Below are 20048 nucleotides of genomic sequence, written 5' to 3'. Positions count from 1 at the left end.
CCGCGCCGTGATCTTTCCGTTTCTGGCGCAGGGGGAAGCGGTTACGCTGCGCCGCTTATTCCTCTTGCTGCCCGCGCTGCAACGCTTGCGGCAAGTTTTCAAGCTTATCCAAGCTATAGGCGTGCGGATGGTGCCTGAGGCGTAGCTGATAATGGTTGGGCCTGTCGGCCCAGATGTAGCTGTTATCTAACGCATCGGCCGGCGGCGCATATTTGCACGGGATCACCTTGTCACCCACCAGTTGCTTAACGCGGGATGTCAACGCCGCGAACGCCGCATGCTTTTTTCTCTCGACGCTAAAATCGATCCAGGAATGCACCCTCCCCTCTGGGGCCCCGTGGGCGTCAGAGATGAGGGGCTCAGGGCCGTGCAGAGTGGCGTAAACGGTTTTGTCGTAGGGAACGAACGTGATACCCGTTGAGCGAAACGTGGGCAGGGCCTCATGATCGATTTGCGCATACATGCGGGAACTATCGCCGCAGGTGCCTGCCGTCAACGGCGAAGGTTTCGGCGGCCGCGGCGGAGCCTGGCTCGCCACTGCCGCGACGGGATCCCGCGGACGTCTGAGGGTCACCGGCGATGAGGGCGATTGTCTAGACGGGTATGCACCGGCCGCGGTATCGCGTTGCGGGTTGTGTAACCGTCGCGGCAGGGAGCCAGATGGCGTGGCCGGCTGCCAACCGGTCGCGGCGTCGCGTTGGGCGTTTTTGCTGGGGCGCGACGGTACGGGAGTAAGCAGGGTGGTGACGTTGGCAAGCGCCGCATCAATACGCACGGGGCGCGGGGATGCCGGGGGTGTGCTCCTCGCCGCGGTGGCTGGGCGTAACCATTTTGCTTGCCTTACGCCGTTGGGTTCAGACGTGAGCGGCGTTCGCGTGGCGGGAGGCGCTGCCAGCGATGCCACAGCCGCGGGCGGCACAGGGGTGTCTTGCAGGATAGGTTTCATCATCGGGATACCTGTAGGTCGACCAAAGACGTTAGGAGACAGCGTTACCGCTTCCAGGGAGGGCTCGGTGGGTAAGCGCTGTGAACGGATCCCTGCTCCCCTGTTTTTTTGGGGGCAGGGCCGGGCTAGGGGCTGATAATAATTTATCGGCCTATAAGCCCACTGCCCAATAGCCTAAGAAGTTAACTTCCCCGCCGTCATCGGGTGAAAGGCTGATTCAGTACGGGAGAATAGCGGGATGGCGGCAAGTAAGAAAAAAGGGGCGTTATGAAGTGTAAAAGCAAGGCGAGAAAAAACCGCCGGCGGCGGTTTCTCTTTATACGGTCGTGATTGTATGGCGGTAACGTGACGGCGTAGGACGGGTGTCAGAATTTTACGACGTGCGGATCATCTATATCATGCAAGGTTTCATCTTCACGGCAGTCGCCTTCCGCGCAATGGCCATAAAGATAGAGGCTGTGGTTGGTCAGTTTGATATTGTGCTTTTTCGCGATGTCGCGCTGGCGCGCCTCGATAAACTCATCGCGAAATTCGATGACCTTGCCGCAATCCAGGCAAATCAGGTGATCGTGATGGTGTTGCTGGGTGAGCTCGAAAACCGATTTGCCGCCCTCAAAGTTGTGGCGGGTGACAATGCCGGCGTCATCGAACTGATTGAGTACGCGGTAAACGGTGGCCAGCCCGATTTCCTCACCCATATCGATCAGCTTTTTATACAGATCTTCCGCACTGACGTGGTGGCATTCCGGGTCTTGCAACACTTCCAGGATTTTGAGCCTGGGAAGGGTCACTTTCAGGCCGGCCTTCTTTAATGCGATGTTATTGTCAGTCATGCGGGTTTGGTCCTGTTACTTGATAATCAAGTTATAAGCTAACACAGCCTATAACAATCGTCGGCCCGAAAAATGTATCACTGTCTCATTATAGAACTCGCGGTCAGAAATGAAAAAGAGACTCATTTTCATTATAGCCCACTCAGCGAGTAAGGACTATGTTACCTCTTTAGGTTTAAAAAATCACACAAAGTGTGGTGCCATTGTACTGCTTTGGCGGAAAAAGTTACAAAATTGTAGCTATCAATTTGAAAGGAATTATTTATCAAGCATACAATGCGGCATCATGCCGTCCGGGGAGGCCGGACGGCGGTAAGGCGTTAAGCCAAATTCATCTCTTCGCGAACCTGTTTGACCCAGCCGTCGACGCGTTCGGCGGTAAGCTCGGGCTGGCGGTCCTCATCAATGGCCAGACCAATAAAGTGGTCGTCGTCCGCCAGCCCTTTGGACGCCTCGAAATGATAGCCGGCGGTAGGCCAATGGCCGACCAGCGTGGCGCCGTGGGGTTCAATAATGTCCCGCAGGGTGCCCATCGCATCGCAGAAATACTCCGCGTAATCTTCCTGATCGCCGCAGCCGAATAGCGCAACTATCTTGCCGCTGAAATCGACCTCTTCCAACGTCGGGAAAAAATCATCCCAGTCGCACTGCGCTTCGCCGTAATACCAGGTCGGGATACCCAGCAGCAGCCGGTCATACTGTTCCAGATCTTCTTTGCTGCTTTTGGCGATGTCAAAAACATCAGCAACATCGGTACCCAGTTGCTTTTGGATCATCTTGGCAATATTTTCGGTATTGCCGGTATCACTGCCAAAGAAAATGCCTACACTCGCCATGAATATCAAAACCTCATAAAAATTAAGGGTATGCCCAATCGTCAACCTTAAGCTGATAAGGGCAATGATAGCAGACCCTCACTTAAGGAGATACCTGCCGGCGGGGGCTTTTTGCGTCAATTGCGCCCGCCGTGACGTGTACGCCGCAGGTGCAAAGGCGTGCCGGCCTAATGCCTGTGCCACGGTTTAGCGGCAGGCAGACGCGCGGCCTGCTTTACGGCCAGCGATCGGTCTGTTTAAGGCCTGTGCCACAAATGACGCTCTGCCGCCGCGGGACCCCTCCTTCAGCCGGCGGGCCGCTGGCGTTCAAGCTCCGCCAGCAGGATAAGTTCGATAAGCTCACTGCGGGATATATCCCGCTGATCGGCCAGTTTATTCAGCGCATCCACCGCCTGCGCATTGATTTTCAACTCCACTCGACGCAGCCCGCGCACTTTGTCACGCCGCAGCTGGTTACGCTTATTGATTCTGAGCTGCTCATCCCGAGAAAGAGGACTGGTTTTCGGCCTTCCCGGGCGGCGTTCATCCGTAAATAAATCCAGCGTAGTGCGGTCCGTTTGTTCTTTTGCCATAGTTGATGAAGGGAATATGCAACCGTAAGCGGCGGGGTCGCCGGCGGCTGGCCTGAGCCCTGGCCGGCGTCCTCCGTAGCGTTAGTTTCACCGGTCCCTGGAGGTAGCCGGCATCCAAAAACCCGTCATCTTACCCCAGTGAAGCGGGTGGCGACAATGGCTAACTGCCGCGTCCGGCTGATGCTTCCGTCAGAAAACGCGCGACAGCGCGCACTACCGCCTGCGGTTTTTCGGCATGCACCCAATGGCCGGCGCCGGCCACCACATGGGCGCGGGCGCGGGGAAATTGCCGGCGGAGAGTCTCGCGGTAGCGATCATCCAGATAGGGGGAATTACCGCCGCGGATAAACAGTATCGGCCCCGGCCAGGGGGGCAGTGTTCGCCAGCCGATAATGTCGGCGTAATTATGCTGGATGCTGTCAAGAGCGAAACGCCATTGTCCCTGATCAAACGATTTCAGTAGAAACTGAATGGTGCCCGGGTCGTCAATATCCTGTTCCATCAGCCGTGCGGCGTCGCTGCGCTGCGTTATCCCAGACTCGCTGACGCGCGCCAGGGCGGCGAAAATGGCGTCATGGCGGCGGACCTGATAGGCCACCGGCGCCATATCGATCACCACCGCCTGCGCAATGCGCGCCGGCGCCAGCGCGCAAAGCGTCATTGCCACCTTGCCGCCCATCGAATGACCGATGACGATACAGCGCTCAATAAGCAGCGCGTCCAGTAACGCCAGCACATCCCGCGCCATTTCGTCGTAACCCATGGTGGGGGCGTGGGGGGACAGGCCGTGGTTGCGCAAATCAATTTGCAGCGTGCGATGATTTTCACCCAGGGGACGGGCCAGTACGCCCAAATTATCCAGACTGCCGAACAAACCGTGGATCAGCACCACCGGCAGACCCTGTTCCGGCTGGCGCGCCGCCTGCAGCCGATAGTTCAATTTCATAGCGCTCCTTTTGCTGCGGATAAAAGCTGTAGCCTAGCATGAGTTTGGCGCCGCCAACGCCGCAATGGGGAAAAAAGGGTGGGTGCGCGGGCGGGCCGATTGCCCGGGCAGATTCTGACTTTTTCACCGCAACGGCGGTTGGTGCTGTTCGTTGCCCGGGTTTAACTTGTATAATCGGGGCGATTGATTTATGTGGAAATTAACGGATTACAATGAAAACTATTGAAGTCGATGAAGATCTTTATCGCTATATTGCCGGCCATACGCAGCACATTGGCGAAAGTGCCTCTGATATTCTGCGCCGTATGTTGAAGTTCACCCCCGGCGTTGAGCAAGCGTCAACCCCCGCACCGGCGGTGACTTCTGCGGCAAAAGCCTCAGAAAAATCGGAATCTGTTCGTCCACTGCCCGAGAGGGTTCGCGCAATGCGTGAATTATTGCTCTCAGACGACTATGCTTTGCAACGCAAGGTAGTGGATCGTTTCATGCTGGTGCTGACCACCCTGTACACCTTGTCGCCGCAGGCCTTCGCCGCGTCTACCGAAACACTGCACGGCCGTACCCGCACGTATTTTGCCGGCGACAGGCAAACGCTGCTGCAAAGCGGCCACCAGACCAAACCCAAACAGGTGCCCGGTACGCCTTATTGGGTCATTACCAATACCAATAGCGACCGCAAACGGAGCATGATTGAACATATTATGCTGGCGATGCAGTTCCCAACGGAGCTGATAGAAAAAGTTTGCGGCACTCTTAAATTTAATTGACTAGCAACGGAGAAGCGCCGATGGCCAATCACCCCCGCGCCGGGCAGCCCGCCCGCCAGAGTGATTTAATCAATGTGGCACAATTAACGTCGCAATATTATGTATTGCGGCCTGAGCCGGGCAACAGCGCCCAGGCGGTAAAGTTTGGCACCTCGGGACACCGCGGCAGCGCCGGGCGCCATAGCTTCAACGAAGCCCACATTCTGGCCATTAGTCAGGCTATCGCCGAGGAGCGCGCCAAGCAGGGTATCAAGGGGCCTTGCTACGTGGGTAAGGATACCCATGCGCTATCCGAACCGGCGTTTATCTCGGTGCTGGAAGTCCTGACCGCCAACGGCGTGGACGTGATTGTGCAGGCGGATAATGGCTACACGCCGACGCCGGCGATTTCCAATGCCATCCTGAGCCACAATCGCGGCGGCGGCGCGCAGGCCGACGGCATTGTTATCACGCCTTCCCATAATCCGCCAGAGGATGGCGGTATCAAATACAATCCGCCCAACGGCGGGCCGGCCGACACTAACGTCACCCGGGTGATAGAAGAGCGCGCCAATGCGCTTTTGGCGGATAATCTACGCGATGTCAAACGCCTGACGCTCGACAAAGCCTGGCAAAGTGGTTATATCCACGCCAAGGATCTGGTGCAGCCCTATGTGGAGGGATTGGCCAGCGTGGTGGACATGCCGGCCATTCAACGCGCCGGGCTGAAGTTGGGCGTCGATCCGCTGGGCGGCTCCGGCATCGCCTATTGGCAGCGCATTGCCGAGCACTACCGGCTGGATTTGACGTTGGTCAATGAAGAGACTGACCAGACGTTCCGCTTTATGCATCTCGATCATGACGGCATCATTCGCATGGACTGTTCGTCGGAATCGGCGATGGCGGGGCTGTTGGCGCTACGCGATAAATTCGATTTGGCCTTCGCCAACGATCCGGACTATGACCGGCACGGTATTGTCACCCCGGCGGGCTTGATGAATCCGAACCATTATCTGGCGGCGGCGATCAACTACCTGTTTCAGCACCGCCCTCAATGGGGCGATGAGGTGGGCGTGGGTAAGACGTTGGTGTCCAGCGCCATGATTGACCGGGTGGTTGACAGTCTCGGCCGCCGGCTGGTGGAAGTGCCGGTAGGCTTCAAGTGGTTTGTGGATGGCCTGTTTGACGGCAGCCTGGGTTTCGGCGGCGAAGAGAGCGCCGGGGCGTCATTTTTGTGCTTTGACCGTCAGCCCTGGTCCACCGACAAAGACGGCATCATCATGTGCCTGCTGGCGGCGGAAATTACCGCCGTGACCGGCAAAAATCCCCAGCAGCATTATGATGAACTGGCGAAGCGCTTTGGCGCGCCCAGCTACAACCGCATTCAGGCGCCGGCCACCCACGCGCAGAAAGCGATTTTGTCCAAGCTCTCACCCGAGCAGGTCAGCGCCAGCACGCTGGCGGGCGATGCGATCACCGCACGCTTGACGGCGGCGCCGGGCAATGGCGCGTCCATTGGCGGGCTGAAGGTAATGACGCAAAACGGCTGGTTCGCGGCCCGTCCTTCCGGCACGGAAGAAGCCTACAAGATCTATTGTGAAAGTTTCCTCGGCGCAGAGCACCGCCAGCAGATCGAGAAAGAGGCGGTAGATATTGTGAGCGAGGTGCTGGCAGGGGCGAAATAACCCCCCGCGGCGGCGGGTCTTGGCTAATAGGGCGTACCGCGAACCCAACGGCGATGATCGCGCAAAGCGAACGCGGTTCGCGAACGCGGCCGGCGTTAATATTGCCCGCTCGGGCGTGCAGCCAACCAAGCGGGCACGCTTCGCGAGCTCGATAAGGCACTCGCCACCCGGCCATCCTCCGATGGCCGTTTTTTTTGGCTGCGGTTAACCCGACCCGGCGGGGGGCGGCGCCGGCAATATGTTATTGCCCGCCAGCGGAAACGGTGAAATTCGGCTACGCTTTGCCTACCCAAAACCCTCCGCAGGAGCCGAGCATGAGCAGTAAGATCCCCGTCGGTATCAGCGCCTGTCTGATGGGTGAAAAGGTCCGCTTTGACGGCGGCCATAAACGCCTGGCGTTTGCCATGGATGACCTGGCCCCGTTTGTCGCCTTCACCGCCATCTGCCCCGAAATGGCTATCGGCCTGCCGGCGCCGCGTCCGGCGCTCAGGCTGGTAAAACATCCCAACGACCACATCACGTTGCGCACCAGCAAAGAGACGAGTCCTGTGGATTACACCGCCAGTATGGAGGCATTCGCGCGCCAACGGGTGCGCCAGCTCGCCGATCTCTGCGGCTACATCGTCTGCGCCAAATCGCCGAGCTGCGGTATGGCGCGGGTGCGGGTATATGAAGCACAGGGGGTGCAGAAAACCGGCGTGGGCCTATACACCCGGATACTGCAGGAGCAAATGCCCTGGCTGCCGGTAGAAGAGGACGGCCGATTACAGGATGCACAATTGCGTGAGAACTTCGTGGCGCGCCTATTCACCCTGTGGGAATTCAACCAGTTGCTGCGCCAGCCCCTGACCCGCGGTGCGCTGATGGCGTTTCACCGCCGTTATAAGTTGTTATTGCTGGCGCATTCCCAGCCGGCGTATCGGCATATTGGCCCCTTTGTCGCCAGCATGGACCGCTGGTCGTCGCTTGACGCGTTCGCCCTGGCGTACCGCGACCGGCTGATGGCGCTGCTGCGCCATCCGGCCACCCGCAGCAACCATACGAATGTGCTGATGCATGCGCAGGGCTATTTTTACCGTTACCTCACCCGCGCGCAGCGCAGTGAACTCACCGGCTTGATTGACAGCTATCGCCAGGGGTTGCAGCCGTTGCTGGCGCCCATCACGCTGCTGAAACATTATATGGCCGAATATCCTAATGCCTGGCTCGCGCAGCAGCGCTATTTTGAACCCTATCCCGAAGCGCTGCGGCTGCGTTACGGACATTAACCCTACGGAAGCGTTATGACAACCCATCTGGTCTGGCTGCGCAACGACCTGCGCATGCACGATAACTCTGCGCTTTATGCGGCTTGTCAGGATCCCCACGCGCGGGTGCTGGCGGTGTTTATCGCCACGCCGCAGCAGTGGCGGGATCACGATATGAGCCCGCGCCAGGCGGAATTTATCCGCCAACATCTGTGTCATCTGGCCGACGACCTGGCGACGCGCGGCATCGCGTTGCACTATCAGCAATGCGCGGATTTCGCCGCCCAGGTGGAGTGGCTGGCGGCGTTTTGCCAGCGCGAACGGGTGGATCGGCTGTTTTATAACTATCAATATGAATTCAACGAGCGGGAGCGTGACCGGCAACTGGAGCGGCGGATCGGCGACGACACGCTGTGTCAGGGTTTCGACGATGGCGTGCTGTTGCCGCCGGGCAGCGTCCACACCGGCAACCAGCAGATGTACAAGGTCTATACGCCGTTTCGTAGCGCCTTTCTGCGCCGGCTTGAGGAGCACGATCCGGCCTGTCTGCCGGCGCCGGCGCCGCGAGCGGGGGCGCCCTGCGGCAACACGGGCGAGATCGCGCCGTTTGATTACCCCACCACGCCCCCCGGGCAAGATTATCCCGCCGGTGAAGCGGCTGCGCTCTCCCGTCTGCGCTCCTTTTGTCATCAACATTTGCAGGATTATCACCGCGGCCGCGATATTCCGGCGTTGGACGCCACCAGCCGGCTGTCCGCCTGGCTGACGATCGGCGTGCTATCGCCGCGCCAGTGTTATCAGCGGCTGCGCCAGGCGTCTCCCCAAGCGCTAACGCCGGGGAAGAGCGGCGCCTTCACCTGGCTCAATGAATTGATATGGCGCGATTTTTACCGCCATCTGCTGGTGGCCTGGCCGGCGCTGTCCCGCCATCAGCCGTTCATTCCCTGGACGCGCCATGTCGCCTGGCGGCAGGATGATGACCTGTTCGACGCCTGGTGTGCGGGCCGCACCGGCTATCCCATTGTCGATGCCGCCATGCGGCAACTGGCGCAGACCGGTTGGATGCACAATCGGTTGCGAATGATCAGCGCCAGTTTTCTGGTCAAGGACCTGCTTATCGACTGGCGCCGGGGCGAGCGCTATTTTATGTCGCAGCTTATCGATGGCGATCTGGCGGCCAATAACGGCGGCTGGCAATGGGCAGCCTCCACCGGCACCGACGCCGCGCCTTATTTTCGCATTTTCAACCCCACCACGCAGGGCGAGCGTTTCGACGCCGACGGCGCCTTTATCCGCCGCTGGCTGCCGGCGCTCAAACCGGTGCCGGATGATTATCTGCACCAGCCGCATCGTTGGCCCGACGCGCAGCGCGCCGGACTGGATTATCCGCCGCCGATCGTCGATCATGGCAAAGCACGCGTACGCGCCCTGGAGGCTTATGAAGCGGCTAAAGCCCGGGGCGGGGCGCGGGACGAACCACGATACGAGAGGCGAATAGATGCGCAATACCGAACTTGAACAACTGATTAATCAAAAACTTAACAGCAGCGCGCTGGAGGATTATGCCCCTAACGGCCTACAGGTGGAGGGCCGCCAGGAAGTAAAACGCATCGTCACCGGCGTCACCGCCTGTCAGGCGCTGCTGGATAGCGCTCTGGCGCACGGCGCCGACGCGGTTATGGTCCACCACGGCTATTTCTGGAAAAACGAGTCACCGGTGATTAGCGGTATGAAACGCCGGCGGCTGAAAACCTTACTGGCTAACGATATCAATTTGTACGCCTGGCATTTGCCGCTGGATGCCCACGCTGAATTGGGCAATAACGCGCAGTTGGCGGCGGCGCTGGACATTCGGGTGACCGGCAGTCTGGAACCGCTGCTGCCGTATGGAGAGTTCGCGACGCCCCTTAGCGGTGAAGCGCTGCGTCTGCGCCTTGAACAGACGCTAGGACGCAGCGTCCTGCACTGCGGCGACGGCGGGCCGGCGCAGATAAAGCGGTTGGCCTGGTGTAGCGGCGGCGGTCAGGGATTTATCGAGATGGCGGCGCAGGCGGGAATGGACGCGTTCATTACCGGCGAGGTATCCGAGCAGACCATCCATATCGCTCGTGAAGAGGGGCTGCATTTTTACGCCGCCGGCCATCACGCCACCGAACGCGGCGGGATCCGCGCGCTTGGGGAGTGGCTGGCCCAACAATATGATTTTGATGTCACTTTTATCGACATTCCCAACCCTGTGTAACGGCGTAACCCGCCCATTCTCTCATTGACAGCGCTGCCCGGGATGCGCATGCTCATTAACTATTAATGAGCAAGGTTATGAATTCGGCATGGCCGGTTTCCAGGAGGCGGGGTTGCAACGGGCGCGATGTTATTTGTTGGGAGAACGGGCGGTGGTGCTAGAGTTGGAGCCGCCGATTAGCCTGGAAAGTCAGCGCCGCATTTGGGGGTTGGCGCAGCGTATCGCGCCTCACCCGGACGTCCGCGAAGCCATTCCCGGCATGAACAACTTGACGGTGCTGCTGACCCAACCGCAGCACACGGCGCTGGATGCGATAGAGCGCCTGCAGCGCTGGTGGGAAGAGAGCGAATCGGCGCTGCCCGAAGCGCGACAAATCACGATTCCGGTCATCTATGGCGGCGCCGCAGGTCCCGATCTGGCGCGGGTGGCGGAGCATACCGGCATGACGCCGCGCCAGGTGGTGGAGTGCCACGCCGGCGCGAACTACGTTGTCTATTTCCTCGGCTTCCAGCCGGGGTTTCCCTACCTCGGCGGATTGCCGGAGGCGCTTGCCACGCCGCGGCGCGCTGAGCCGCGTCTGCAGGTGCCCGCCGGATCGGTTGGCATCGGCGGCGGTCAGACCGGCATCTATCCGCTGGCAAGCCCCGGCGGCTGGCAATTGATTGGCCATACCGCCGTGGCGCTATTCACCCCCCAGGCGGCATCGCCGACGCTGTTGCGTCCCGGCGATAACCTGCGCTTTGTGCCGCAAAAGGAGGGGATATGCTGAAGGTGATTCGTGCCGGTATGATGACCGCGGTACAGGACGCCGGCCGCGACGGCTATCGCAACCTGGGTATCAATCAGGGCGGGGTGCTGGACGCGCCGGCGATGAAGATGGCCAATTTGTTGGTGGGCAATGCGCAGGACGCGGCGGTGCTGGAAATTACCCTGGGCCAGTTTTGCGCCGAGATAACCCGTCCGGGCTGGCTGGCGCTGACCGGCGCCGATTGTCACGCCCGGCTGGATGATAAACCGCTTTGGACCGGCTGGCGCTTTGCGGTGCGGCCGGGTCAGCAGGTGAAACTGGCGCTGCCGAAACACGGTATGCGCAGTTATCTGGCGGTATCGGGCGGTTTTGACGTCCCGCCGGTGCTGCAATCGCGCAGCACCGATATCAAAGCGGCGATAGGCGGTCTGGAGGGGCGATGGGTGCGCGACGGCGATCGGCTGCCGGTCGGTGAGCCGGGGCGGCTGCCGACGCGGCAAATGGGCATTAAGCAACTGCTGTTCGGCAACCGGGTGCGGGCGCTGCCGGGGCCGGAGTACCAGGAATTTAGCGCCGAGGCGCGCGAAGCATTCTGGCGCGTGGCCTGGCAGCTCAGTCCGCAGAGTAACCGCATGGGTTATCGGTTGCAGGGCAGCGCGCTTGTGCGCACCGCCGACCGGGAACTGTTTTCGCACGGCGTATTGCCCGGGGTGGTGCAGGTGCCCCCCGGCGGCCAGCCCATCGTCCTGATGGCTGATGCCCAGACCACCGGCGGTTATCCGCGCATCGCCTGTGTTATTGAGGCCGATTTGTACCATCTGGCGCAGATTCGCCTGGGCGAGCCGATCCATTTTGTGCAATGCTCGCTGGATGAAGCACATCTAGCCTGGCAACAGCAAAGCCGCTATCTGGAGCAGTTGGCCTGGCGGCTGACTCAGGACGACTAACTCAGCAAGGCGCAAGGCTCAGCAAGGGGCAGATCGACTCAGCAAGGCGCAAGGCTCAGCAAGGCGCAGATCGACTCAGCAAGGCGCAAGACTCAGCAGTGAGGGGGCGGGGCGCAAACCCCGCCGGGGCGGAAGGCGGGGTTATTTGCTCTGGCTGTGAAAGTCCCGCTGGGCATAGCCGGTGTAGAGCTGGCGCGGACGGGCGATCTTCAGACCATCATCGTGCATCTCTTTCCAGTGGGCTATCCAGCCAACGGTACGCGCCATAGCGAAAATGACCGTGAACATGGTCGAGGGGATCCCCATGGCCTTCAAAATGATGCCCGAGTAGAAATCGACGTTGGGATACAGCTTGCGCTCTTTGAAGTACGGGTCATGTAGCGCGATATGTTCAAGCTCCATGGCCACCGCCAGTAAATCATCCGAAAGCTTGAGCTCTTTTAAGACTTCATGGCAGGTTTCCCGCATCACGGTCGCGCGCGGATCGTAATTTTTATACACGCGATGGCCGAACCCCATCAGGCGGAACGAATCGTTTTTATCCTTGGCGCGTTTGATGAACTCAGGGATATGTTCCACTTTGTTGATCTCTTCGAGCATCCGCAGGCAGGCCTCGTTGGCGCCACCGTGGGCTGGCCCCCACAGCGAGGCGATGCCCGCCGCGATACAGGCGAACGGATTGGCGCCGGAGGAGCCGGCGGTGCGCACCGTCGAAGTAGAGGCGTTCTGTTCATGATCGGCATGCAAAATGAGAATACGATCCATGGCGCGTTCCAGCACCGGGTTGACCTCATACGTTTCGCACGGCGTGGCGAACATCATATGCAGAAAGTTGCCGGCATAGGACAAATCATTGCGCGGATAGATAAACGGCTGGCCGAGGGAATACTTGTAGCACATAGCGGCCACGGTAGGCATTTTCGACAGCAGGCGGAACGCGGCGATTTCGCGGTGGCGTTCGACGTTGACATCCAGCGAGTCGTGATAGAACGCCGCCAGCGCACCGGTGACCCCGCACATCACCGCCATCGGATGGGAATCGCGCCGAAAACCGTGGAACAGCCGGGTAATCTGTTCATGAATCATGGTATGGCGGGTGACGATAGTGCGGAACTCATCGAATTGCTCACGGGTCGGCGCTTCGCCGTTCAGCAGGATATAGCAGACTTCAAGATAGTTCGACTCCAGCGCCAGCTGGTCGATCGGGAAGCCGCGGTGCAGCAAGACGCCTTTGTCGCCGTCGATATAGGTGATTTTCGATTCACAGGAGGCGGTGGAGGTGAAGCCGGGATCGAAGGTGAAATACCCTTGGCTTCCCAGGCTGCGGATGTCGATCTCTTTTTCGCCCATGGTGCCCGTTAGCAAATCCATGGCGATGGGGTCGTGCCCCTCAGGGGTAAAAGTCGCTTTACTTTCAGCCATTATATTCTCCTTAGCGCGTATAAACTCAATCTTTCACCGCAGGCGGCTCATAAGGCCGCGCGTTTATTTTTCGTCCGCCTGGCGTGACGCAGGCCGGGCGCAGAGCGCAGTCTGACGCTTTACCCGAAAGGGTGAACGAACGGTTTGCCTTGGTGGGTGAAGATTAATTGAAAATATTATTTGCTATTAATGGGCATCTTAACCTGCGGGTCAAGGCGCTTTTTACACTGTTGCATAAACTGAATCACGGAGGAAGTGTACCGCCACTCGATAAGCGAGTTATAGCATATAAGCGGGATCATTTGTAATCAAAATGTTGCTTTATTGTCAATGTAGATGTATACCCTTATAGGAAATGTGAGAATCGTGACGGTGCTCACTAATTCGTCCAAATGTTAACAAACTATTTGTATGGTAATTGTAATCATAATGTGAAAGCCATATACTTCAACAAGGTCTCCGGAACTCCCTGTAGTAGGAGCACCCAGCGTTATTTAACGCGTCATTTACGCACAAGGAATTGTGGTTTTAGCACATGACGTCGCATGGTTTATCCCGTTAACGCTGTCTGATCCAGCCAGGACCGGAGGAAGGAATATAATAATAGCTGTGTGGGCAAAACCGTGAAAAAACAAAGGCCTGTCAACTTGGATCTGCAAACGATCCGGTTCCCCGTAACTGCAATAGCATCCATTCTTCATCGCGTGTCCGGCGTCATCATGTTTGTGGCTATCGGCATTCTGCTTTGGGTTCTCGGATTATCTCTCTCTTCCCCCGAAGGCTTCATCCAGGCGGCCGCCATGATGGATAGCTTCATCGTTAAATTTATTTTTTGGGGCATATTGACCGCGCTGGCCTACCACACCCTCGGCGGAATTCGTCACATGCTGATGGATTTCGGCTATCTGGAAGAAACGTTGGCGATGGGTAAAACCACCGCAAATGTTACATTTTTGCTAACTGTCGTGCTATCTATTTTGGCTGGAGTCCTCGTATGGTAAGCAATGCTTCGGCATTAGGACGTAACGGAGTACATGAGTGGTTATTGGTTCGTGCATCCGCCATCGTAATTTGCCTTTACATTATTTATCTGCTCGGTTTTATCCTGATTGCAGATACTCTCACCTATGACGTCTGGCGCGGTTTTTTCGCCACTCCCATGACGAAAGTCTTTACCCTGCTAACCCTATTTTCCATCCTGGTGCACACCTGGATAGGTATGTGGCAGGTATTAACGGATTACATCAAGCCCCTGGCGCTGCGGCTGCTGCTGCAATTGGCCATCGTTATCGTGCTCATGGTGTATTTACTTTATGGAACAGTTGTGGTGTGGGGGGCGTAGTCGATGACATTGCCGGTAAGAGAGTTTGACGCCGTGGTTATCGGCGCGGGAGGCGCGGGCATGCGCGCCGCGCTACAGATCTCCCAAATGGGGCTGTCGTGCGCCTTAATTTCCAAAGTATTTCCAACGCGTTCCCATACGGTATCGGCGCAGGGCGGCATCACCGTCGCGCTCGGCAACAGCCATGAAGACGACTGGCAGTGGCACATGTACGATACGGTAAAAGGGTCCGACTATATCGGCGACCAGGACGCTATCGAATACATGTGCAAAACCGGCCCGGAAGCGGTGCTGGAGCTAGAACATATGGGGCTGCCGTTTTCCCGTCTTGACAATGGGCGCATCTATCAGCGCCCGTTCGGCGGCCAGTCGCTGAATTACGGCGGCGAACAGGCCGCGCGCACCGCCGCCGCCGCCGACCGTACCGGACATGCGCTGCTGCATACCCTTTATCAGCAGAACCTGAAAAACCACACGACCATTTTTTCCGAATGGTATTCCCTTGATCTGGTGAAAAACCAGGATGGGGTGATCGTGGGCTGCACCGCGCTGTGTATTGAAAGCGGCGAAGTGGTGTATTTCAAAGCGCGCGCGACCATTCTCGCCACCGGCGGCGCCGGGCGCATCTACCAATCCACCACCAATGCCCATATCAATACCGGCGATGGCGTCGGCATGGCGCTTCGCGCCGGCGTGCCGGTCCAGGATATGGAAATGTGGCAGTTTCATCCTACCGGCATCGCCGGCGCGGGGGTGCTGGTAACCGAGGGTTGCCGCGGTGAAGGCGGTTACCTGCTGAATAAACACGGCGAGCGTTTCATGGAGCGTTACGCGCCCAACGCCAAAGATTTGGCGGGCCGCGACGTAGTGGCGCGTTCGATTATGATTGAAATCCGCGAAGGCCGCGGCTGCGAAGGTCCCTGGGGGCCGCACGCGAAATTAAAGCTGGATCATTTGGGGAAAGACGTTTTGGAATCGCGTCTGCCCGGCATTCTGGAGCTGTCGCGTACCTTCGCCCATGTGGACCCGGTCAAAGAACCGATTCCGGTCATCCCCACCTGCCATTATATGATGGGCGGCATTCCGACCAAGGTCAGCGGCCAGGCGATTACCGTCAACGCCCAGGGCGAGGATGTGGTGATCCCCGGCCTGTTCGCGGTGGGCGAAATCGCCTGCGTTTCGGTACACGGCGCCAACCGGTTGGGCGGTAATTCCCTGCTGGATTTGGTGGTGTTTGGCCGCGCGGCGGGGATGCATTTGCAGGAGTCGCTGCAAGAGCAGGGGCCGTCCCGCGATGCCAGCGGCGACGACATCGACGCGTCGCTCAGCCGCTATCACCGCTGGAACAACAATCGCAGCGGCGAAAATCCGGTTGAGATCCGTAAAGCGTTACAGGCCTGTATGCAAAACAACTTCTCGGTATTCCGCGAAGGCGACGCGATGGCCAAGGGGCTGGCGGAGCTGAAAGAGATCCGCGAGCGTTTGCATCATGCCCGTTTGGACGATACCTCGACGGAATTCAACACCCAGCGCGTAGAGTGCCTGGAGCTGGATAACCTGATGGAAACCGCTTACTCCACCGCGCTCTCGGCAAATTTCCGCACCGAAAGCCGCGGCGCCCACAGCCGTTTCGACTTCCCGGACCGCGACGATGAAAACTGGCTGTGCCACTCGCTGTATCTTCCTGAAAGCGACAGCATGACGCGTCGTAAGGTCAACATGCAACCGACATTACGCCCGGCGTTCCCGCCGAAAGTGCGTACCTACTAAGGTGGAGGATGAATCATGAAGGTTGAATTTTCCATCTATCGCTACAATCCCGATGTCGACGATAAGCCGCGCATGCAGGACTATACCCTCACCGTGGAGGAGGGGCGCGATATGATGCTGCTGGATGCATTAATCCAGCTGAAAGAGCAGGATCCGAGCCTGTCGTTTCGCCGATCCTGCCGTGAAGGGGTTTGCGGCTCCGACGGCGTTAATATGAACGGTAAAAACGGTCTGGCGTGCATTACGCCGCTGTCGATGCTGCGTAAGGGCGATCATAAAATCGTCATCCGCCCGCTGCCCGGCCTGCCCGTTGTCCGCGATCTGGTGGTGGACATGGGGCAGTTCTATGCCCAGTACGAGAAGATCAAGCCCTTCTTGATTAACGACGGCCGCAATCCGCCGGCGCGTGAACATCTGCAATCGCCAGAACAGCGCGCCAAGCTGGACGGGTTGTATGAGTGCATTCTCTGCGCCTGCTGCTCCACCTCCTGCCCCTCTTTCTGGTGGAACCCCGATAAATTCATCGGGCCGGCGGGGCTTTTGGCCTCTTATCGTTTCCTCATCGACAACCGCGATACCCACCAGCAGGCGCGGTTGGATGATCTGAACGACGCTTTCAGCGTTTTTCGCTGTCACAGCATTATGAATTGTGTCAGCGTATGCCCCAAGGGACTTAACCCCACCAAGGCTATTGGTCATATCAAGAGTATGTTGGTGAACTACAGCGCCTAACGGGCGCGGCCTGCTCCCCGTCCGCTGCGGCGGGGGCAGCGCAGGAAGCCTTTGAAAACCGGTTAGCGGCCTCGCGGCCAGCCGCTTTTCAAAGGTTCCTTCGGATATGATGACCTCGCAGGGGTGATCCGCCGGCTGAACCGCTTATATGTTATCCGATTACGGGTTAACCACGGCGAAAACTGAAGCTTAACAAGCTTAAGGGATCATGATGCAGAACGGCGCAATGAAGGCCTGGCTGGATTCCTCCTATCTGGCGGGCGCAAACCAGTCCTACATAGAGCAGCTCTATGAAGATTTTTTGACGGATCCTGACTCTGTCGATGCGAGCTGGCGTGCAATTTTTAAACAGCTACCGACCGCGGGCGTCAGTCCCGATCAACTCCATTCCAAAACGCGGGAATACTTCCGCCGCCTGGCCAAGGATGCAACACGCTATACTGCCTCGGTCAACGATCCGGATATCGACTCCAAGCAGGTGAAAGTCCTACAGCTTATCAACGCTTTCCGCTTCCGCGGTCATCAGCACGCCAATCTCGATCCTCTGGAGTTATGGAAACAGGAAACGGTTCCTGATCTGGACCCCGCTTTCCATCACCTCACCGACGTCGACTTCCAGGAAACGTTTAACGTCGGTTCGTTCGCCATCGGCCGCGACACCATGAAACTGGCGGATTTGTACGAGGCGCTGAAAAAGACCTACTGCGGCGCTATCGGCGCCGAATATATGCATATCACCAATACCGAAGAGAAACGCTGGATCCAGCAGCACATCGAGTCGGTGGTGGGACAGCCGAGCTTCAGCCGCGAAGAGAAAAAGCGTTTTCTCGCCGAGCTGACCGCGGCGGAAGGGATAGAACGTTACTTGGGGGCCAAATTCCCCGGCGCCAAGCGTTTCTCGCTGGAAGGCGGCGACGCGCTGATCCCCATGCTTAAAGAGATGGTGCGCTATGCCGGCAGCAATGGCACGCGGGAAGTGGTACTGGGGATGGCGCATCGCGGCCGCCTGAACGTGCTGGTCAATGTGCTGGGCAAAAAACCGCAGGATCTGTTCGACGAGTTCGCCGGCAAGCACAAAGAGCACTTGGGCACCGGTGACGTGAAGTACCATCAGGGCTTCTCCTCCGACGTTGAAACCGAGGGCGGGCTGGTGCATCTGGCGCTGGCGTTCAACCCCTCGCATCTGGAAATCGTCAGCCCGGTGGTGATGGGATCGGTACGGGCGCGTATCGACCGGCTGGATGAACAAAGCAGCAGTATGGTACTGCCCATCACGCTGCACGGCGATGCGGCCATCAGCGGCCAGGGCGTGGTGCAGGAAACCCTGAATATGTCCAAGGCGCGCGGCTACGACGTCGGCGGGACGGTGCGGGTCGTGATTAACAACCAGGTCGGTTTCACCACCTCCAATCCGCACGACGCCCGCTCCACGCAATATTGCACCGATATCGCCAAAATGGTGCAGGCGCCGATTTTCCACGTCAACGCCGATGACCCCGAAGCGGTGGCGTTCGTTACCCGCGTGGCGCTGGATTTCCGCAATACCTTCAAGCGCGACGTCATGATTGACCTCGTGTGTTATCGCCGCCACGGCCACAACGAGGCCGATGAGCCGAGCGCCACTCAGCCGCTGATGTACCAGAAGATCAAAAAACACCCCACGCCGCGCAAAATCTACGCCGACCGTCTGGAGCGCGACGGCATTATCACCCTTGCCGACGCCACCGAAATGGTGAATGTGTTCCGCGACGCGCTGGACCAGGGCGAGTGCGTGGTGAAAGAGTGGCGGCAGATGAATATGCACTCCTTCGCCTGGCAGCGCTATCTCAATCATGACTGGGACGAAGAGTACCCCAGCCAGGTGGAGGGTAAGCGTTTGCAGGCGCTGGCGCATCGTATCAGCGAGGTGCCGGCCGGCGTCGAAATGCAGCCGCGGGTTGCCAAGATTTATCACGACCGCGCCGCGATGGCGCGCGGTGAAAAGCCTTTCGATTGGGGCGGCGCCGAAACGCTGGCCTATGCCACGCTGGTGGACGAGGGGATCCCCATTCGTTTGTCGGGGGAGGACACCGCCCGCGGTACTTTCTTCCACCGCCATGCGGTGGTGCATAACCAGAAAAACGGGTCGAGCTATACTCCGCTGGCCCATGTCCACAACAGTCAGGGCAGTTTCCGCGTTTGGGACTCGGTACTCTCCGAGGAGGCGGTGCTGGCGTTTGAATACGGTTACGCCACCGCCGAGCCGCGTACTTTGGTGATTTGGGAAGCGCAATTCGGCGACTTCGCCAACGGTGCGCAGGTGGTTATCGATCAATTTATCAGTTCCGGCGAACAGAAATGGGGACGGATGTGCGGTCTGGTGATGCTGCTGCCGCACGGCTATGAAGGGCAGGGGCCGGAGCACTCCTCCGCCCGCCTGGAGCGCTACCTCCAGCTGTGCGCGGAACAAAATATGCAAGTCTGCGTCCCGTCGACCCCGGCGCAGGTCTATCATATGCTGCGGCGTCAGGCGTTGCGCAATATGCGCCGGCCGCTGATTGTCATGTCGCCCAAGTCGCTGCTGCGTCATCCGCTGGCCATCTCCTCCCTGGATGAACTGGCTAACGGCACGTTCCAGCCCGCCATCGGCGAAGTCGACGATCTTGACCCGCAGGGCGTCAAGCGCGTCGTGATGTGCTCCGGCAAAGTCTATTATGATTTGTTGGATCAACGGCGCAAAAACGGGCAGCAGGACGTGGCCATCGTACGCATTGAACAGCTCTATCCGTTCCCGCTGCAGGCGGTTCGGGAGGCGCTGGCCCCCTATGCGCACGTTCAGGATTTCGTCTGGTGCCAGGAGGAGCCGCAAAATCAGGGCGCCTGGTATTGCAGCCAGCACCATTTCCGCGAAGTGATATCCAAGGGCGCCGCGCTGAATTATGCCGGTCGTCCCGCTTCCGCCTCGCCGGCGGTAGGGTATTTGTCCGTGCACCAGACCCAGCAAAAAAATCTGGTCAACGACGCGCTGAACGTTAATTAACAATAAGGATAGAGA

Annotated in this window: 18 protein-coding genes; 12 read left to right on the top strand and 6 right to left on the bottom strand. The window is 58.7% G+C overall.

Annotated features, from left to right (window positions below; genetic code table 11):
- Positions 1–55: 55 nt before the first annotated feature.
- The 5 genes from SANT_RS14235 to ybfF all read right to left on the bottom strand — a co-directional run bounded on the left by SANT_RS14235 (position 56) and on the right by ybfF (position 4133).
- Entirely contained in the window at positions 56–949 is an 894-nt protein-coding gene (locus SANT_RS14235) for a hypothetical protein (protein WP_038668605.1), read from the bottom strand.
- Between the two features lie 362 nt (positions 950–1311).
- Entirely contained in the window at positions 1312–1779 is a 468-nt protein-coding gene (gene fur / locus SANT_RS14230) for a ferric iron uptake transcriptional regulator (RefSeq protein ID WP_025422954.1), read from the bottom strand.
- Between the two features lie 320 nt (positions 1780–2099).
- Positions 2100–2615, bottom strand: coding sequence for a flavodoxin FldA (fldA, locus tag SANT_RS14225; RefSeq protein ID WP_051440239.1), 516 nt, complete (start codon positions 2613–2615; stop codon positions 2100–2102).
- A gap of 284 nt (positions 2616–2899) precedes the next feature.
- Positions 2900–3187 (bottom strand): LexA regulated protein, encoded by a 288-nt coding sequence (gene ybfE, locus SANT_RS14220; protein WP_025422953.1) that lies wholly within the window; start codon positions 3185–3187, stop codon positions 2900–2902.
- 160 nt (positions 3188–3347) lie between these two features.
- Positions 3348–4133, bottom strand: coding sequence for an esterase (ybfF, locus tag SANT_RS14215; RefSeq protein WP_025422952.1), 786 nt, complete (start codon positions 4131–4133; stop codon positions 3348–3350).
- A gap of 212 nt (positions 4134–4345) precedes the next feature.
- Here ybfF and seqA point away from each other — a divergent pair, with 212 nt between their 5' ends.
- The 7 genes from seqA (at position 4346) to pxpC (ending at position 11748) form a co-directional block, all read left to right on the top strand.
- The gene (gene seqA / locus SANT_RS14210; RefSeq protein WP_025422951.1) at positions 4346–4900 is read left to right on the top strand and encodes a replication initiation negative regulator SeqA; all 555 of its coding nucleotides are present in this window, start codon (positions 4346–4348) and stop codon (positions 4898–4900) included.
- Positions 4901–4920: 20 nt separating this feature from the next.
- Positions 4921–6564 (top strand): phosphoglucomutase (alpha-D-glucose-1,6-bisphosphate-dependent), encoded by a 1644-nt coding sequence (gene pgm, locus SANT_RS14205; protein ID WP_025422950.1) that lies wholly within the window; start codon positions 4921–4923, stop codon positions 6562–6564.
- A 314-nt stretch (positions 6565–6878) separates the two neighbouring features.
- Positions 6879–7832: a YbgA family protein gene (locus SANT_RS14200; RefSeq protein ID WP_025422949.1), complete on the top strand. Its 954-nt coding sequence runs from the start codon at positions 6879–6881 to the stop codon at positions 7830–7832.
- Between the two features lie 15 nt (positions 7833–7847).
- A complete protein-coding gene (gene phrB / locus SANT_RS14195; RefSeq protein ID WP_025422948.1) occupies positions 7848–9329 on the top strand; it encodes a deoxyribodipyrimidine photo-lyase in 1482 nt (493 codons plus the stop codon).
- Positions 9310–10053 (top strand): type 2 GTP cyclohydrolase I, encoded by a 744-nt coding sequence (locus tag SANT_RS14190; RefSeq protein WP_025422947.1) that lies wholly within the window; start codon positions 9310–9312, stop codon positions 10051–10053. The genes phrB and SANT_RS14190 overlap by 20 nt, the downstream gene beginning before the upstream one ends.
- Before the next feature lie 112 nt (positions 10054–10165).
- Entirely contained in the window at positions 10166–10822 is a 657-nt protein-coding gene (gene pxpB, locus SANT_RS14185) for a 5-oxoprolinase subunit PxpB (RefSeq protein ID WP_025422946.1), read from the top strand.
- On the top strand, positions 10816–11748 hold the full coding sequence (gene pxpC / locus SANT_RS14180; RefSeq protein ID WP_025422945.1) for a 5-oxoprolinase subunit PxpC: 933 nt from the start codon (positions 10816–10818) through the stop codon (positions 11746–11748). Before pxpB ends, pxpC begins: the two co-directional genes overlap by 7 nt.
- A gap of 141 nt (positions 11749–11889) precedes the next feature.
- Here pxpC and SANT_RS14175 read toward each other — a convergent pair whose 3' ends face one another.
- Positions 11890–13170, bottom strand: coding sequence for a citrate synthase (locus SANT_RS14175; protein WP_025422944.1), 1281 nt, complete (start codon positions 13168–13170; stop codon positions 11890–11892).
- A gap of 611 nt (positions 13171–13781) precedes the next feature.
- Between SANT_RS14175 and sdhC the strand changes: the two genes are divergently transcribed.
- The 5 genes from sdhC to sucA all read left to right on the top strand — a co-directional run bounded on the left by sdhC (position 13782) and on the right by sucA (position 20033).
- The gene (sdhC, locus tag SANT_RS14170; protein ID WP_025422943.1) at positions 13782–14171 is read left to right on the top strand and encodes a succinate dehydrogenase cytochrome b556 subunit; all 390 of its coding nucleotides are present in this window, start codon (positions 13782–13784) and stop codon (positions 14169–14171) included.
- On the top strand, positions 14165–14512 hold the full coding sequence (sdhD, locus tag SANT_RS14165; RefSeq protein ID WP_025422942.1) for a succinate dehydrogenase membrane anchor subunit: 348 nt from the start codon (positions 14165–14167) through the stop codon (positions 14510–14512). Before sdhC ends, sdhD begins: the two co-directional genes overlap by 7 nt.
- Before the next feature lie 3 nt (positions 14513–14515).
- On the top strand, positions 14516–16282 hold the full coding sequence (gene sdhA, locus SANT_RS14160) for a succinate dehydrogenase flavoprotein subunit (RefSeq protein ID WP_025422941.1): 1767 nt from the start codon (positions 14516–14518) through the stop codon (positions 16280–16282).
- A gap of 15 nt (positions 16283–16297) precedes the next feature.
- Positions 16298–17014, top strand: coding sequence for a succinate dehydrogenase iron-sulfur subunit (locus SANT_RS14155; protein WP_025422940.1), 717 nt, complete (start codon positions 16298–16300; stop codon positions 17012–17014).
- Between the two features lie 211 nt (positions 17015–17225).
- Positions 17226–20033 carry a 2-oxoglutarate dehydrogenase E1 component gene (sucA, locus tag SANT_RS14150; protein WP_025422939.1) on the top strand — a complete coding sequence of 936 codons (2808 nt, stop codon included), beginning with the start codon at positions 17226–17228 and terminating at the stop codon, positions 20031–20033.
- Positions 20034–20048 lie beyond the last annotated feature (15 nt).

It is taken from the genome of Sodalis praecaptivus (assembly GCF_000517425.1).
In the GTDB taxonomy this organism is placed as follows: domain Bacteria; phylum Pseudomonadota; class Gammaproteobacteria; order Enterobacterales; family Enterobacteriaceae; genus Sodalis_A; species Sodalis_A praecaptivus.
Note: the sequence above shows the minus strand (reverse complement) of the source record. Positions and strands in the feature narration are given on the sequence as shown.